19 protein-coding genes are annotated in these 16,118 nt (G+C 52.2%); 14 read left to right on the top strand and 5 right to left on the bottom strand.

Annotation, left to right across the window (positions count from 1 at the left end; genetic code table 11):
- Window positions 1-316: 316 nt before the first annotated feature.
- Both sbmA and yaiW read left to right on the top strand, forming a co-directional pair.
- The gene (gene sbmA, locus ACLJRS_RS13215; protein ID WP_000477024.1) at window positions 317-1,537 is read left to right on the top strand and encodes a peptide antibiotic transporter SbmA; all 1,221 of its coding nucleotides are present in this window, start codon (window positions 317-319) and stop codon (window positions 1,535-1,537) included.
- Window positions 1,538-1,551: 14 nt separating this feature from the next.
- Window positions 1,552-2,646 carry a surface-exposed outer membrane lipoprotein YaiW gene (yaiW, locus tag ACLJRS_RS13210; RefSeq protein ID WP_001271421.1) on the top strand — a complete coding sequence of 365 codons (1,095 nt, stop codon included), beginning with the start codon at window positions 1,552-1,554 and terminating at the stop codon, window positions 2,644-2,646.
- A 37-nt stretch (window positions 2,647-2,683) separates the two neighbouring features.
- Here the strand turns inward: yaiW and ACLJRS_RS13205 are convergent, their stop codons facing one another.
- Window positions 2,684-2,992 (bottom strand): YaiY family protein, encoded by a 309-nt coding sequence (locus ACLJRS_RS13205; protein WP_000763139.1) that lies wholly within the window; start codon window positions 2,990-2,992, stop codon window positions 2,684-2,686.
- A gap of 267 nt (window positions 2,993-3,259) precedes the next feature.
- On the opposite strand from ACLJRS_RS13205, the gene ACLJRS_RS13200 reads away from it, so the two are divergent.
- Window positions 3,260-3,475, top strand: coding sequence for a DUF2754 family protein (locus ACLJRS_RS13200; protein WP_001239242.1), 216 nt, complete (start codon window positions 3,260-3,262; stop codon window positions 3,473-3,475).
- Window positions 3,476-3,500: 25 nt separating this feature from the next.
- Here ACLJRS_RS13200 and ddlA read toward each other — a convergent pair whose 3' ends face one another.
- A complete protein-coding gene (ddlA, locus tag ACLJRS_RS13195) occupies window positions 3,501-4,595 on the bottom strand; it encodes a D-alanine--D-alanine ligase (protein WP_001096588.1) in 1,095 nt (364 codons plus the stop codon).
- 77 nt (window positions 4,596-4,672) lie between these two features.
- On the opposite strand from ddlA, the gene ACLJRS_RS13190 reads away from it, so the two are divergent.
- The 5 genes from ACLJRS_RS13190 (at window position 4,673) to adrA (ending at window position 9,196) form a co-directional block, all read left to right on the top strand.
- The gene (locus ACLJRS_RS13190) at window positions 4,673-5,386 is read left to right on the top strand and encodes an extensin family protein (RefSeq protein WP_000480794.1); all 714 of its coding nucleotides are present in this window, start codon (window positions 4,673-4,675) and stop codon (window positions 5,384-5,386) included.
- 168 nt (window positions 5,387-5,554) lie between these two features.
- Window positions 5,555-6,766, top strand: coding sequence for a multidrug efflux MFS transporter (locus ACLJRS_RS13185; protein ID WP_410957828.1), 1,212 nt, complete (start codon window positions 5,555-5,557; stop codon window positions 6,764-6,766).
- 296 nt (window positions 6,767-7,062) lie between these two features.
- Window positions 7,063-7,323 (top strand): anti-adapter protein IraP, encoded by a 261-nt coding sequence (iraP, locus tag ACLJRS_RS13180; protein WP_001518423.1) that lies wholly within the window; start codon window positions 7,063-7,065, stop codon window positions 7,321-7,323.
- Window positions 7,324-7,671: 348 nt separating this feature from the next.
- On the top strand, window positions 7,672-7,992 hold the full coding sequence (gene psiF / locus ACLJRS_RS13175) for a phosphate starvation-inducible protein PsiF (protein WP_000705166.1): 321 nt from the start codon (window positions 7,672-7,674) through the stop codon (window positions 7,990-7,992).
- 91 nt (window positions 7,993-8,083) lie between these two features.
- Window positions 8,084-9,196: a diguanylate cyclase AdrA gene (gene adrA, locus ACLJRS_RS13170; protein WP_000484083.1), complete on the top strand. Its 1,113-nt coding sequence runs from the start codon at window positions 8,084-8,086 to the stop codon at window positions 9,194-9,196.
- A 14-nt stretch (window positions 9,197-9,210) separates the two neighbouring features.
- On the opposite strand, the gene proC is transcribed toward adrA, so the two are convergent.
- Window positions 9,211-10,020, bottom strand: a complete 810-nt coding sequence (gene proC / locus ACLJRS_RS13165) for a pyrroline-5-carboxylate reductase (protein ID WP_000412193.1) — start codon at window positions 10,018-10,020, stop codon at window positions 9,211-9,213.
- 139 nt (window positions 10,021-10,159) lie between these two features.
- On the opposite strand from proC, the gene ACLJRS_RS13160 reads away from it, so the two are divergent.
- The 5 genes from ACLJRS_RS13160 (at window position 10,160) to ppnP (ending at window position 12,846) form a co-directional block, all read left to right on the top strand.
- Window positions 10,160-10,615, top strand: coding sequence for a YaiI/YqxD family protein (locus ACLJRS_RS13160; RefSeq protein WP_000158137.1), 456 nt, complete (start codon window positions 10,160-10,162; stop codon window positions 10,613-10,615).
- A 184-nt stretch (window positions 10,616-10,799) separates the two neighbouring features.
- Entirely contained in the window at window positions 10,800-11,345 is a 546-nt protein-coding gene (gene aroL, locus ACLJRS_RS13155; protein ID WP_000983569.1) for a shikimate kinase AroL, read from the top strand.
- A gap of 26 nt (window positions 11,346-11,371) precedes the next feature.
- Entirely contained in the window at window positions 11,372-11,563 is a 192-nt protein-coding gene (yaiA, locus tag ACLJRS_RS13150; protein WP_001143161.1) for a protein YaiA, read from the top strand.
- Window positions 11,564-11,813: 250 nt separating this feature from the next.
- The gene (locus tag ACLJRS_RS13145) at window positions 11,814-12,491 is read left to right on the top strand and encodes an AroM family protein (protein ID WP_001276437.1); all 678 of its coding nucleotides are present in this window, start codon (window positions 11,814-11,816) and stop codon (window positions 12,489-12,491) included.
- 70 nt (window positions 12,492-12,561) lie between these two features.
- Entirely contained in the window at window positions 12,562-12,846 is a 285-nt protein-coding gene (gene ppnP / locus ACLJRS_RS13140) for a pyrimidine/purine nucleoside phosphorylase (RefSeq protein WP_000941945.1), read from the top strand.
- A gap of 37 nt (window positions 12,847-12,883) precedes the next feature.
- On the opposite strand, the gene rdgC is transcribed toward ppnP, so the two are convergent.
- On the bottom strand, window positions 12,884-13,795 hold the full coding sequence (rdgC, locus tag ACLJRS_RS13135) for a recombination-associated protein RdgC (RefSeq protein ID WP_000964305.1): 912 nt from the start codon (window positions 13,793-13,795) through the stop codon (window positions 12,884-12,886).
- A 125-nt stretch (window positions 13,796-13,920) separates the two neighbouring features.
- Between rdgC and mak the strand changes: the two genes are divergently transcribed.
- Window positions 13,921-14,829, top strand: a complete 909-nt coding sequence (mak, locus tag ACLJRS_RS13130) for a fructokinase (protein WP_001219276.1) — start codon at window positions 13,921-13,923, stop codon at window positions 14,827-14,829.
- Between the two features lie 19 nt (window positions 14,830-14,848).
- On the opposite strand, the gene araJ is transcribed toward mak, so the two are convergent.
- Window positions 14,849-16,021 (bottom strand): MFS transporter AraJ, encoded by a 1,173-nt coding sequence (araJ, locus tag ACLJRS_RS13125; protein ID WP_000755630.1) that lies wholly within the window; start codon window positions 16,019-16,021, stop codon window positions 14,849-14,851.
- Window positions 16,022-16,118: the final 97 nt, after the last annotated feature.

The raw sequence follows: 16,118 nt of genomic DNA, 5'->3' as shown, positions 1-16,118 counted from the left end.
TTATGCGTATTTATACTACCCGGCGGCACATTGCAAAACGTTAAAGAGAAAAAAGTGGGTGAAAAAACGTAACGGCGGGTTTTCGTGATGGAGAATGTTTACTTTTGTGATAGAGCGCTTGTGATAACCTGATAGCGTCAGCGTGCCTGCTGTGTATGAAACTCGTCGAAACAATTCTGTTGAGCAGAAATGCGAACTAAGCGTCACAACGTAGGTCACAATGCCTGGTTTAGCCCTTTCATTTGCGTGGGCATGGCGTGATATTGCCGCCGTTACAGCAGCCGTAATAAAGAGAAGAAGTTAGCAGGAGAGCATGATGTTTAAATCTTTTTTCCCAAAGCCAGGGCCGTTTTTCATGTCGGCGTTTGTTTGGGCGCTGATCGCCGTCATTTTCTGGCAGGCGGGAGGAGGAGATTGGGTGGCGCGACTTGTGGGGGCATCCGATGAAGTGCCTATCAGCGCAGCGCGCTTTTGGTCGCTGGACTATCTGATTTTTTATGCTTATTACCTGATTTGCGTGGGATTATTTGCAACGTTCTGGTTCATCTATAGCCCGCACCGCTGGCAGTACTGGTCGATACTTGGCACCTCGCTCATTATTTTTGTCACCTGGTTTTTGGTGGAGGTTGGCGTCGCGGTTAACGCCTGGTACGCACCGTTCTATGATTTGATTCAAACGGCGCTCAGCTCGCCGCACAAGGTCACTCTTGGTCAATTTTATCATGAAGTGGGGGTGTTTCTCGGTATTGCGCTTATCGCCGTGGTGATCGGCGTGCTGAACAACTTCTTTGTCAGCCACTATGTATTTCGCTGGCGTACCGCAATGAATGAGCACTATATGGCGCACTGGCAGTACCTGCGCCATATCGAAGGGGCTGCCCAGCGTGTGCAGGAAGACACCATGCGTTTTGCCTCTACACTGGAGAACATGGGCGTGAGTTTTATCAATGCCATCATGACGCTTATCGCCTTTCTGCCGGTGTTAGTCACCCTGTCAGCGCATGTGCCGAATTTACCCATCGTAGGACATATCCCTTACGGCCTGGTCATTGCCGCCATAGTCTGGTCATTAATGGGGACGGGCCTGCTGGCGGTCGTCGGGATCAAATTGCCAGGGCTGGAATTTAAAAATCAGCGAGTGGAAGCCGCTTATCGTAAGGAGCTGGTCTACGGTGAAGATGACGCCAGCCGCGCCACGCCGCCAACAGTCCGTGAACTGTTTAGCGCGGTGCGCCATAACTACTTCCGTCTCTACTTTCACTATATGTATTTCAACATCGCGCGCATTCTCTATTTGCAGGTCGATAACGTTTTCGGTTTGTTCCTGCTGTTTCCTTCCATTGTTGCCGGTACGATTACGCTGGGGCTGATGACGCAAATCACCAACGTGTTTGGCCAGGTGCGCGGTTCGTTCCAGTATTTGATTAACTCCTGGACGACGCTGGTGGAGCTGATGTCTATTTATAAACGTTTGCGTAGCTTTGAACGTCAGTTGGATGGTCAGCCAGTTCAGGAAGTGACCCACTCTTTTAGCTAACAGAAGGAAACGTTATGTCGGCGGCGTCCCGTCTTTACCCTCTGCCTTTTCTGGCGGTCGCCATATTGGCTGGCTGTAGTAGTCAATCCGGGCAGCCGGTGAGCAAGGGCGAGAAGCCTGTCGACGTGGCAAGCGTAGTACGTCAGAAAATGCCGGCCAGTGTCAAAGACAGAGAAGCCTGGGCGAAAGATATCGCGACAACGTTTAAGAGCCAGGGGCTGGCGCCGACGGTAGAAAATATCTGTTCGGTGCTGGCTGTCGCCCAGCAGGAGTCCGGTTATCAGGCGGATCCTGTCGTGCCGGGGCTAAGTAAAATCGCCTGGCAGGAGATTGACCGCCGCGCTGAACGACTACACATTCCGCTGTTTCTGGTGCACACCGCGCTGAAAATTAACTCCCCCAACGGCAAGAGCTATAGCGAACGGCTGGACACGGTAAAAACCGAAAAACAGCTTAGCGCTATTTTTGACGACTTTATCAATATGGTTCCTATGGGGCAGACGCTATTTGGCTCATATAACCCGGTGCATACGGGCGGCCCGATGCAGGTCAGCATTGCCTTTGCCGAACAGCACGCGAAAGGCTATCCGTGGAAGATGACGGGTACGGTACGTCAGGAGGTCTTTACGCGCCGTGGCGGGTTGTGGTTTGGAACCTACCATTTGCTGAATTACCCGGCGAACTACAGCGCGCCTGTTTTCCGCTTCGCCGACTTCAACGCGGGATGGTACGCCAGCCGTAACGCTGCGTTCCAGAATGCCGTCAGTAAAGCCAGTGGGGTAAAACTGGCGCTGGATGGCGATCTGATTCGTTATAACAGCAAGGAACCGGGCAAAACAGAGTTAGCGGTACGCAAACTGGCAGGGCAGTTGGGAATGAGTGAGCGTGAAATTCGCAGCCAACTGGAGAAAGGCGATAGCCTGGCGTTTGAAAAAACGGCGCTCTACAAGAAAGTCTATAAACTGGCCGAGGCCAAAACGGGCAAGACGCTTGCGCGGGAAATGTTGCCCGGTATTCAACTGGAAAGCCCGAAGATCACGCGCAAGCTGACGACCGCCTGGTTTGCTAAACGAGTTGATGAGCGGCGGGCGCGGTGTATGGGGCGATAAATTTCGCGCTGGGATATTTTCTCCAGCGCGCTAAGGTTTATTGGTGACGGTGACGCCAGCGTAAAAACGCGGCGATAACGGCGAAAATGAGGCAGCCCGTGAGGAAGGGCACCAGGCCAAAAATCGTCCCGACGCCCAGCCCAATCTCTACCCGTGGTCGACCTGTATCCTGTACCTGCATCAGATGCTCATAGATGCCCGGCGCATGAACCAGCAGGTTTAAGAGTTGCGCTCCGGCCCAGAAGCAAAACAGTACAAATATGGCGTAAGCAATATTTCCGGGCGTAGAGGAGGTTTCTCGATGCTTCCCGCTGAACAGCGATTTTGAGAGAGTGAAATCAGCCATAAAGACCTCCAGGATGATCGGCTACGATCTGGCGTTATGCCATCGGCTTACTGTGAAGTCTGACAGGTCATTGTGTTTGTCAATATCAGAATCATGGTAATTTCACATACGGAATGTATCCATCGCGTAAATTTTTGTTAGTTGTCACAAAACGATCACTTTTATCAAAATCAATTAACATTTAAGAAATTCCGTATCCCCCACAGACTCGCTCGCCAGAAGTATGCAAAAATACGTTTTTGTTGCTGTTAATACGTCGGAGTCGTTATGCGTTTGCCTGTAAAAATTCGTCGTGACTGGCACTACTATGCCTTCTCTATTGGCCTTATCTTTATTTTGAATGGCGTCGTAGGATTGCTGGGATTTGAGGCGAAAGGATGGCAAACCTATGGTGTTGGGCTGGTAACGTGGATTATTAGCTTCTGGCTGGCGGGGTTCATCATTCGCCGGCGCGAAGATGGTGAGGTAAAAGACGCCCGATAAACGTTGCGCTATCGGGCGTGCGCTATTACATCGTGGTTTTTAAGGCGTTATTCGCCGTATGGCGTTCCAGCGCCAGCTCAATCAGACGGCTGATCAAATCGGTATAGCCCAATCCGCTCGCCTGCCAGAGTTTTGGATACATACTGATATTGGTAAAACCTGGCAGCGTATTAATCTCGTTAATCACGACCTCATTGTCTGCCGTTAAGAAGACATCGACACGCGCCATACCCGCGCATCCCAGCGTCTGATAAGCCTGGATCGCGATCGCGCGGATCTTGTCATTCACCTCGGAAGGGATCTGCGCAGGCACGACAACTTGTGCGCCATTATCATCAATATACTTAGTATCGTAGGCGTAAAATTCGCTGTTCAGTACGATTTCGCCGCAGGTACTGGCCTGTGGGTTATCGTTACCTAATACGGCGCATTCGATCTCGCGCCCTTTGATCCCTTGCTCCACCACCACTTTATGATCGAATTCGAAAGCCAGCGCGACCGCCTGCTGATATTGCGCTTCGTTAGCGACTTTACTGACGCCGACCGAAGAGCCCTGATTGGCGGGCTTAACGAACAGCGGCAGTCCCAGACGGGATTCAACCTCGGCAAAACTAAACGCGTGACGATTCGTTCGGGTGAGTGTAATAAACGGGGCGATATTCAGTCCTGCATCGCGTAGCAGTCGTTTGGCTACGTCTTTATCCATGCAGGCTGCGGAGCTCAGCACGTCTGAACCGACAAACGGTAAGTTTGCGACGCGCAGCATCCCCTGCAATGAGCCGTCTTCGCCCAGCGTACCGTGGACGATAGGAAAAATAACATCTACCGTCGGTAGCGGCTGCCCGTTTTGGGCGTTAATCAATTGGTGTTGATGTTTGCCAGGCACCTGGGCCAGACTGATTGCCGAAGGACGTAGCGCGATATGTGCCGGATCGTCTGCATTCTGCAAATAATTTTCCGCATCGTTAACATGCCATTGTCCCGCCTTATCTATCCCTAACAGCACCACGTCGAAGCGGGTTTTATCGATCGCATCAACGATATTTTTCGCTGATTGCAAAGACACTTCATGTTCCGCCGACTTACCGCCAAATACTATTCCTACCCGCAATTTCGCCATCTTAAAAACCCATTCCATCGAATGCAAAGCGTATACATTACCACGACAAAACGCGGGTTTCGCGGGCTTCTGCCATAATGTTTATGGGATGTGAGAACGGAGGCCGCGTGAGAGGTAAGGGTTTTCTGATTATTGTGCTGTTGGGCGGTATTGGCGGGCTGGGATATCGTTATCTTCCCTCTTATTATAATCCTTTTGCTCCGCTACAACTTGCCGATCCGCCAGGCTGGATCACTACCTTCAAACTACAGCGCCTGACGCCGTCGCAGTGCCGGGAGCTGTTGACGGCGGCCAATCAACAGGGATTAATTTCATCACAACCTGTTGCGGATAGCGCTGGTGAATGTCCCTTGTCCCATGTTGTGCGCGTCAGAGATTTTGGCCAGGTCAAACTGAGCAGCAGTTTTTTAGCCTCCTGCCCGTTGGCGCTGCGCTCCGCGCTGTTTGTCGAACAGCAGGCAAAACCTTTAACAGAAACGTGGATGAAGCGCCGCCTGACCCGCATCGAACATCTGGGTAGCTATGCCTGCCGTAATATTTATCACCGCCCGGATGCGCGTCGCAGTGAACATGCCAGCGCAGAAGCGCTGGATGTCAGCGGGTTTCAGCTATCAGATGGCCGAAAAATCACTGTTCTGCGCGGCTGGGGGCGTCAGGAGACGGGGCCCTGGTTACGCGCTATGTTAAACGCCAGTTGCCATTATTATGGCAATGGGCTCGGGCCTGACTATAACGCTGCGCATGCTAACCATTTTCATCTTGGAATGCGGGGCTACGGCGTGTGTCGTTAAAGCATAAACGTCTGCCTTGCGCGGCTATATAATGTGACATGTTTCACAAAAATGATGAACGGGGAGACAAAATAGCAAAGTGTGACGTATCGCACCTCTGGAACCACCAGGAAAAAGAGAACTTGCTAAGCTAACGCGTATTTTCAGCTACTTACCGTTACGAGTCTTATGGAATCCTGGAAAGTTAATCTAATTTCCGTTTGGTTTGGATGTTTTTTTACCGGGCTAGCAATCAGCCAAATCCTGCCATTCTTACCCCTTTATATTTCCCAGCTTGGCGTCTCTTCCCATGAAGCGTTATCAATGTGGTCCGGGTTAACGTTTAGCATCACGTTTCTTATTTCCGCCATTGTGTCGCCGATGTGGGGCAGTCTCGCCGATCGCAAAGGGCGTAAACTGATGCTATTGCGCGCGTCGCTCGGGATGGCGATAGCTATTCTACTGCAGGCATTCGCGACCCATGTCTGGCAACTTTTCCTGCTGCGCGGAATCATGGGGTTAACGTCAGGTTATATCCCCAATGCTATGGCGCTGGTAGCCTCTCAGGTACCGCGCGAACGTAGCGGCTGGGCGCTCAGTACGCTTTCTACCGCGCAGATCAGCGGCGTTATCGGCGGGCCGTTAATGGGCGGCTTTGTCGCGGATCATATCGGGCTGCGGGCGGTATTTCTGATTACTGCCATGCTGTTGGTGGTGAGCTTTCTGGTCACGCTATTTTTAATTAAAGAAGGCGTGCGTCCGGTCATCAAGAAAAGCGAACGCCTGAGCGGTAAAGCCGTTTTTGCGTCGTTACCTTATCCTGCGCTGGTGATCAGTTTGTTTTTTACCACGATGGTCATTCAACTCTGTAATGGTTCCATCAGTCCAATCCTGGCGCTGTTTATCAAATCAATGATGCCGGACAGTAATAACATCGCCTTTCTTAGCGGGTTAATTGCCTCGGTGCCCGGTATCTCTGCGCTTATCTCCGCGCCTCGCCTGAGAAAACTTGGCGACAGAATCGGCACGGAAAGAATTCTGATGGCCACGCTTATCTGCGCAGTGCTGCTTTTCTTCGCGATGTCCTGGGTCACCACGCCGTTCCAGCTGGGGCTGTTACGTTTCTTGTTAGGCTTTGCCGATGGCGCGATGTTACCCGCCGTACAAACGTTATTGGTGAAATACTCCAGCGATCAAATTACCGGACGTATTTTTGGCTACAACCAGTCATTTATGTACCTGGGCAACGTGGTTGGGCCGTTGATGGGCGCGACGGTATCGGCGATGGCCGGTTTCCGCTGGGTTTTTATCGCTACGGCGGCGATCGTGTTGATCAATATCGGGCAACTGACCCTGGCGTTACGTCGTCGGCGTAACGCGCAAAAAGCGAAAGGCCAATAGCGGTGCATCGTAACGGCGCTTCTGCCGTTACGATATGGTTTAAATTAAAAGATATATTCTTTATCCGTGAAGTTTTTCTATAGATGGCATAACCTTAAATTATGATATAGCGTGATTATTGTTTTTTGATGGTTTATTATCGTCTCGTTTACGGCCTGAGAAACGTTTCGCTGCGGCGACAGTGATAATTATTTGTGTAAAGTTCTTCCTGTATCATAAAAATAGTACTTTCAGCCTCTAGGCAGTGGTTCTTCATAGTGATAACGTCACCCTGGAACTAATAAGGAAATATGGTCATGAAAAATCTCATAGCAGAGTTGTTGCTTAAGCTAGCCCAAAAAGAAGAAGAGTCGAAAGAACTGGTTGCTCAGGTAGAAGCGTTAGAGATTATCGTCACAGCAATGTTACGTAACATGGCGCAAAACGAGCAGGAGATGTTGATACGTCAGGTAGAGGGGGCACTTGAAGGCGTAAAGCCGGATGCCAGCGTTCCTGATCACGATACGGAATTGCTGCGCCAATATGTAAAAAAGTTGCTGAGACACCCCCGGCACTAATCGTATTTAAAACAACACAGTTGTTATAACGTTACTTTTATAAAATAGCCCTGGCCGCTTCGTTTTTATTTTGCTCTGTATTAACCAGAAGAAAATAAAAACGAAGCGGCTATGGTAATAACAGTGTAACGTTATGCGCTGTTCTTCTGCATCCTGCGTGACTGTGGATAATCGAGTTGCACATTAGCCTACGGTTTGTCAATCAATAAAACATATATTGCTAACGGTAAGTAATACTTTTACTGCCGGGTGGTATTTTTGCCAGTAACAGCCAGACTTATATAAAGTCCCTGGGATATTTCCCAAAGGGACAACGTGTAATGCGTACACTGACAAAAGGATGGTGCTATGAAAATAACATTACTGGTGACTTTACTTTTTGGCCTGGTCTTTTTAACCGCCGTCGGCGCAACCGAAAAACCGTTAACACCGCAACAGCAGCGCATGACGACCTGTAATCAGCAGGCGACAGCGCAAGCGTTGAAAGGCGATGCACGTAAAACTTACCTTAGCGACTGTCTAAAAAACAGCCAGTCAGGCCCTGGCGAGAAAAGCCTGACGCCGCAACAGCAGAAAATGCGTGAATGCAATGTTCAGGCGACGGAACAATCCCTGAAAGGCGATGACCGTAGCAAGTTTATGAGCGCCTGCCTGAAAAAAGCGGCGTAGTGCTATCGGGTGAGCCCTGAAAAACACTCACCCGAAATTTCATACTTCCTCCATGCGCTCTGTTTCTATAATTTGGGAAAATTGTTTCTAAATGTTCCCAAAAATAATGAATGATGAAAATTTTTACCGAAAAGCGGTTGAACAGGCGGTAGCGCCGCCTGACCCTCCTGATGATCGTCAGCGCTCCGGGTTGCGCTTCGCCCGGCGCATCAGGCTACCGCGTGCGGTGGGGTTAGGGGGGATGTTTTTACCGGTGGCCGCCGTGTTAGTGTCGCAACCTGTCTTTGGCGGCTGGTGGCTATTGCTGGTCGGCTGGTCTTTTGTCTGGCCGCATCTGGCGTGGCAGTGGGCGGCGAAAGCCCTTGATCCGCTACGCCAGGAAATTTACAACCTGAAAGTGGATGCGATCCTCTCCGGCATGTGGATCGCGTTGATGGGCGTCAATATGTTGCCTGCCGCCGCGCTGTTTATGATGATGAGCATGAATCTGATGGGCGCTGGCGGGCGGCGGCTATTCACTGTCGGAATGGGCCTTTTGCTGGCGTCATGTCTGGTGACGTTGCAGCTTACCGGGCTACCCGTCGCGATGCGAAGCTCGTCGCTGGAAGTCACGCTCTCTTTGCCCGTCATTATGTTGTATCCGCTTCTGTTCGCCTGGGTAAGTTACCAAACGGCCATTAAATTAGCGGAACATAAGCGACGCTTGCAGGCGATGAGCTCGCGGGATGGCATGACCGGCGTCTATAACCGACGCCACTGGGAAATTTTATTACGTAATGAATTCGATCACAGCCGACGCCACCATCGGGAGGCGACATTGTTGATTATCGATATCGATCATTTTAAGAGCATTAACGACACCTGGGGACATGATGTTGGGGATGAGGCTATTATCGCCCTGACGCGTCAATTACAGATAACGCTACGCGGGAGTGATATTATCGGGCGCTTTGGCGGCGACGAATTTGCGGTGATTATGTGCGGAACGCCGGCAGACAGCGCGATTACCGCCATGTCGCGAGTGCATGAACGGCTAAATACCTTACGCTTGCCGGGCGCGCCGCAGGTCATGTTACGTATCAGCGTGGGCGTGGCGCCGTTAACGCCACAAATCGGTCATTATCGGGAATGGCTAAAGTCTGCGGATATGGCGCTTTACAAAGCAAAGAATGCCGGACGTAACCGCACCGAAGTGGCGGCATGACGTCCAGCCGGGCTTCAGGATTTACTGAGCGCCTCTGATTTTTCCATACACTTCGTCATCGCTTCTATTACCGCAGCGCGGAAGCCACGTTCTTCCAGAACGCGTACGGCTTCAATCGTCGTTCCGCCAGGCGAGCACACCATATCTTTCAGTTCGCCGGGATGCTTTCCGGTTTCGAGTACCATTTTCGCCGATCCCATAACGGCCTGCGCGGCGAATTTATAAGCCTGAGCGCGAGGCATACCGCCCAGAACGGCAGCGTCCGCCATCGCCTCGATAAACATAAAGACATAGGCCGGCGAAGATCCGCTCACGCCAACCACCGGATGGATCATCGGCTCAGCAATCACTTCCGCCTCGCCAAAGCAGCGGAAAATATTCAGGACATCAGCCGTATCTTCCGGTGTGACCAGCGCGTTGGGCGTGACGGAGGTCATTCCTGCGTTGACCAGCGACGGCGTATTCGGCATAGCGCGAATGATTTTACGGTCGTGTCCCAGCGCGCGCGCAAGCTGATCAAGCGTTACGCCTGCGGCGATAGAGACCACCAGCGAGTCTTTGTTCAGGCTGGAGGAGATTTCACTGAGCACTTTCACCATAATGCCCGGTTTTACCGCGCCGAAAACGATATCCGCGACCTGAGCGACCTCCTGCGCGCTTTGCGCCGCATTAATGCCGTACTGATCATGCAGGGCGGCGACTTTATCGGGGGAGGGGGTATAGACCCAGATCTGGCCGGGAAGTACCTGACCGCTGGCAATCAGTCCGCCAAGAATAGCCTTGCCCATATTACCGCAGCCAATAAAACCGATTTTCTTCTCCATCTCGTCACTCCCTATGTTTGTGTGTTATGGGGAATGGTTAGCTTAACGCGGATTGAAAACGGGCAGAAGGAGAAACAGCACTTTGATGAAAGGCAAAAGCGCGAGACAATAAAAGATTGTATACCGTACGGGAGACATTATGACCATCTGGGTGGATGCGGATGCGTGTCCGAATGTCATTAAAGAAATTTTGTACCGCGCCGCCGAGCGGATGCAGTTGCCGCTTATTCTGGTTGCCAATCAGGCCTTGCGCGTGCCGCCTTCGCGTTTTATCCGCACGCTCCGCGTGGCCGCCGGGTTTGACGTGGCGGATAACGAAATCGTGCGTCAATGCGAAGCGGGCGATCTGGTGATTACCGCGGATATTCCGCTGGCGGCTGAAGTGCTGGAAAAAGGCGCTGCGGCTCTTAATCCCCGGGGAGAACGCTATAGCGACGCCACGATTCGCGAACGTCTGACGATGCGTGACTTTATGGACACGCTACGCGCCAGCGGCGTACAAACGGGGGGGCCAAACACTCTCTCGCCGCGCGATCGTCAGCATTTTGCCGCCGAGCTGGATAAGTGGTGGCTGGAAAGCCAGCGTAAAAAATAAATCCTGTAATGAAAAATTTACAGTTTATTCATTTCTGATTCTTGCTATAGTACTAATATTGTGACTTTAGTACCTTTGTGTAAATTATTATTTACATTTATGCATTGTACTAGTTAGATGATATGATTATAACATTGCTGATATCAAATCCTGCGTATGCGCAGTTCCTGGGGGAACGCCTGCTATGATGCAACCTCTTTATCTTGTTGGCCCGCGGGGCTGTGGGAAAACCACCATCGGTATGGCGCTGGCGCAGGCAACCGGTTTCCGGTTTGCGGATACCGACCGCTGGCTGCAATCGCACGTGCAGATGAGCGTCGCTGATATCGTTGAAAAAGAAGGCTGGGGAGGGTTCCGCGCCCGGGAAACCGCGGCCCTGGAGGCGGTAAGCGCGCCTTCGACTGTCGTGGCGACGGGGGGCGGTATTATTCTCACGGAGTATAACCGACGTTATATGCACCGTGTTGGCGTAGTGATTTATCTGTGCGCGCCGGTATCCACGCTGGTTAACCGGCTTGAGGCTGAACCTGAAGCGGATCTGCGCCCGACCCTCACCGGCAAGCCGTTGAGCGAAGAGGTTCGGGAAGTGCTTGAGCAGCGTGACGCGTTGTATCGCGAAACGGCGCATTACATTATTGACGCGACGAAAGCGCCGGCCCAGGTCGTTTCTGAAATTATTGCGGCGCTGCCGCCGTCGACGCAACGGTTACAGGGAGATGTCTATACTTAACGCTCACCCAGAATAAAGGAAACGCTATGCCAACCAGACCACCTTATCCGCGGGAAGCTTATATCGTCACCATTGAAAAAGGCACGCCGGGCCAGACGGTGACGTGGTATCAGCTACGGGCTGACCATCCGAAACCTGATTCGCTCATCAGCGAGCATCCGACCGCAGAAGAAGCGATGGATGCGAAAAAACGTTACGAAGATCCGGATAAATCATAGACGCATGAACCACTCGGAAGGGATTCTGAGTACCCCTAAATTGTATCTCCATCACATTCTTGAAACATTTATACTGGCAACTAAAACCGTAAATTAAGCGATAACAATACAATATTGGAGTTATTTGGAATCTTTACACAATACGTTGCTCATCTGCTGCTACGCTTTCTGAGATTTGTAGGGCAGGTAGCGCGGTGAGCGTGTGAATATTTGCCCGGGAATTACGACGAAGTAATAAGGTGGAATAAAAATGAGTGCGTCGTTGGCAATCCTCACAATCGGCGTTGTGCCAATGAGCGAAGTGTTACCGCTTCTGACGGAATACATCGACGAACAACACATCACCCATCATAGCCTGCTGGGAAAAATGAGCCGGGAAGACGTTATGGCGGATTACGCTGTAGAGCCTGGCGACGATCCGCTTTTGACGTTGCTGAATGATAACCAGATAGCCCATGTTTCCCGCCAGAAAGTGGAGCGAGATTTACAGAGCGTTGTCGAGGTGCTGGATAACCAGGGTTACGATGTCATTATACTGATGAGCACCGCGGCGATTAAAAGTATGGCAGCCCGTAATTCTATTTTGCTTGAACCGCTGCGTATTATTCCACCGCTTGTCGCCTCTATTGTGGATGGGCATCAGGTGGGCGTGATTGTGCCTGTTGCAGAACTTCTGGCGGCCCAGGAGAAAAAATGGCAGGTATTGCAAATGCCGCCGGTGTATTCGCTGGCGAATCCGGTTCACGGTTCTGAGCAACAGTTAATTGATGCCGGGCAGGCGCTATTGGATCAAGGCGCGGACGTCATTATGCTGGATTGTCTGGGTTTTCATCAGCGTCATCGGGATATTTTACAGCAGGCGCTGGATGTGCCGGTTTTACTCTCTAACGTTTTGATTGCGCGGTTAGCTTCAGAACTGCTTGTCTAATTTTACGTGACAGGCCGAACGTCAGGACTCTATATTGGGTGTTAATTTAATAATGAGACGGGGCCTGATTATGCTACAAAGCAATGAATACTTTTCCGGGAAAGTGAAGTCTATTGGATTTACCAGCAGTAGCATCGGCCGGGCCAGCGTTGGTGTGATGGCGGAAGGGGAGTATACCTTTGGCACCGCCGAACCCGAAGAGATGACGGTTGTGAGCGGCGCGTTGAAGGTACTGTTGCCGGGAACTGTCGAATGGAAAGTGTATACAGCCGGTGAGGTGTTTAACGTGCCTGGCCACAGTGAGTTTCATCTACAGGTTGCTGAGCCCACCTCGTATCTGTGCCGCTATTTGTAACGGTGAGTCCCCTCTCCGGCGGAGAGGGACCCTCTGGTTAGCGCTGCGCTTCGCCGCCTAATCCTTCCACCAGGCTTTGAATCAGCGCCGCCAGCTCGCCGGTCATCAGGATAAAGTCCGCGTCAAAACGTTGGGCAAAATCTTCCCGGTCGATATCTTCGTTCTGATCGCGCAGCTCATCGCAGAATTTCAGACGCTTAATGGAGCCGTCGTCGCACATGACGAATTGAATACGCTGCTGCCAGTCGAGCGCCAGCTTCGTGACCACTTTACCCGCTTCAATATGAACGGCGATCTCGTCGCTGACCAGATCCTGCTTTTTCGCGCGGATCACGCCGCCATCTTCCAGCATCGCTTTCAATTCGGCTTCGTCCAGCAACTGGAAACCCTGAGCGACCGTACCGGAGCGCACCCACTCGGTGAGCGTCAGCTCAATCGGATTTTCCAGCGCCAGCGGGACGACCGGCAGCGAGCCAAGACTTTTACGCAGTAGCGCTAAAGTATCTTCCGCTTTTTTCGCGCTGGCGCAGTCAACCATAATCAGGCCGTTAACGGTATCAATCCACATCATTGTCTGACTGAAGCGGCTAAACGCGCGCGGCAGCAACGAATGCAACACTTCATCCTTCAGGGAATCTTTTTCCGTCTTCTTCAGCTTGCGTCCCTGATCGGCTTCCAGTTTCTGGATTTTCGCCTCCAGTGCCTGTTTGATCACTGGCGATGGCAGGATTTTCTCTTCTTTGCGCGCGCAAATAATAATTTGGCCATTGGCGGTGTGCGTTAACGCATCGCTGTGAGAGCCCATCGGCGGAACCCAGCCCATTTTGGCCATATCCTGGCTACCGCATGGGGTAAACGTCATTGAGGCGAGCTGTTTCTCCATCTCTTCGGCGCGTAATGTGATATCGCGGCTAAGACGGTAAACCATTAAATTTTTGAACCACAGCATGATAATTTCCACGGCCTTGTCGTTAAATCCAGGCGGTATAGTAACGAATTGTCGGCAGGCTTGCATTGCCAATCAGAACGGTGAATTCTACCCTGTTGATATTCCCAAAAAATGAGGAGCGGTATGTGCGTATTGGTATCGATTTAGGCGGCACAAAAACGGAAGTCATTGCGCTTGATGATGCAGGAGAGCAGCGGTTTCGCCATCGTCTGCCTACGCCGCGGGAGGATTATCAGCAAACGATAGAAACCATCGCTACGCTGGTCGACATGGCGGAACAGGCGACCGGCCAGACCGGTAGCGTTGGCATTGGCATTCCCGGTTCTCTCTCGCCTTACACCGGCGTGGTAAAAAACGCTAACTCTACGTGGCTTAACGGCCAGCCGTTCGATAGCGATGTGAGCCGTCGTCTGAAGCGTGAAGTGCGGTTAGCCAACGATGCCAATTGCCTGGCGGTATCAGAGGCGGTAGATGGCGCGGCGGCGGGGGCGCAAACGGTATTTGCGGTGATTATCGGTACCGGGTGCGGCGCGGGCGTAGCGCTAAATGGCCGGGCGCACATCGGCGGCAACGGTACGGCAGGCGAATGGGGCCACAATCCGTTGCCGTGGATGGATGACGATGAGTTGCGTTACCGTGAAGAAATTCCCTGTTATTGCGGTAAACAAGGCTGTATCGAAACCTTTATTTCCGGTACGGGATTTGCCACGGATTACCAGCGTTTGAGCGGTAAAACGCTAAAAGGCGATGAGATTATTCGTCTGGTCGACGCGCAGGACGCCGTGGCGGAACTGGCGTTAAGCCGTTATGAGCTGCGGCTGGCGAAAGCATTATCTCATGTCGTGAATATTCTGGATCCGGATGTCATTGTGCTGGGCGGCGGTATGAGCAATGTTGAGCGCCTGTACAAGACGGTTCCGTCGCTGATGAAATCGTTTGTTTTTGGCGGCGAGTGCGAGACGCCGGTACGTAAGGCGCGGCATGGCGATTCGAGCGGCGTGCGCGGCGCGGCCTGGCTGTGGCCGCTGGCGTAACGTTTCTAGCCGGATGGCGTCATCCGGCAACCGGCGTGACCGATGGCTGCTTGTGTTTTAGACGTCCGTATACCAGCAACGACGACATGGCGGAAAACGAGAGCAGGGCGGCGGGAAGCGCCACATAGTGGTACGCAAAACCTAGCGTCAGCATCAGCCCGCCGCACCAGGCGCCAATCGCGCTACCGAGATTAAACGCGATTTGCCCTCCCGCCGCGCCCAGCAGTTCGCCGCCTTTGGCGTTTTGCAGTAGCAGGATTTGCAGCGGCGCAGAGAGCGCAAACAGACCAGCGCAGCAGATAAACGCGAAAGTCAGCGATGCCGTTTTGTATCCGCTGAAGAAAAAGAGCGCCATGAGAGAGAGCACGATAACGAGGTCAGTCACTACCGCGATGCGCAGCGGCGTATATCTGCCGGAGAGTTTGCCGCTTAACAGATTGCCTAACACCATCCCCAGCCCGACCAGCATCATAATAAACGTCATGCTCGTCTCCGAAAAACCGGAGATGTACATCATAAATGGCTTGATATAGCTGAACCAGGCAAAAACGCCCGCATTGCCGAACATCGTGGCGGCGAAAATGAGCCACGGCGCAGGACTACGCAAGAAGTGGAACTGCTCGCGCAGGCTGCCTTGGGCTTTGTCACGGATATCCGGCACCCAGAAGAAAATCGCGGTGAGCACGGCGATGTTGAAAACCGCGATCAATAAAAAGGTGTAGCGCCAGCTAAATTCCTGGCTCAGGTAAGTGCCGACCGGAATGCCCACCAGATTCGCCACCGTCATCCCTGAAACCATACCCGCGACGGCGGCGGTGACTTTCCCGGGGCGGATAATCTTTGACAGGACAATGGCGCCGACGCCAAAAAAGGCGCCGTGCGGAAAGCCGGAAACCAGTCTGCCGACGGCGAGCATCAGATATGACGAGGAAAAGGTAAATATGGCATTGCCCATCACGCACAGCGTGACCAGAAACAGCAGTATATGTTTAAGCGAAAAGCGGCTGGAAAAGAGCGCCATAACAGGCGCGCCCAGCACGACGCCGAAGGCGTAAAACGAGATCATATGCCCGGCGGCGGGAATTGTTATCCCGACATCGCGTGCCAGCTCCGTCAGCACGCCCATAATGCCAAACTCGGCCATCCCCAGTCCGAACGTACCCAGCGCCAAAGAAAAAATAACTTTTTTCATACCACCTGCCGAAAATAAAGGCGCATGTTGCGCGCTGTGGCTGTGAATTGTCACAGCCAATCAACGTATAGCTTGCGGATAAGCGCGAGGTAATACC

Origin of the sequence: Salmonella sp. SAL00670, from assembly GCF_046552235.1 — a bacterium.
GTDB classification, from domain to species: domain Bacteria; phylum Pseudomonadota; class Gammaproteobacteria; order Enterobacterales; family Enterobacteriaceae; genus Salmonella; species Salmonella enterica.
Note: the sequence above shows the minus strand (reverse complement) of the source record. Positions and strands in the feature narration are given on the sequence as shown.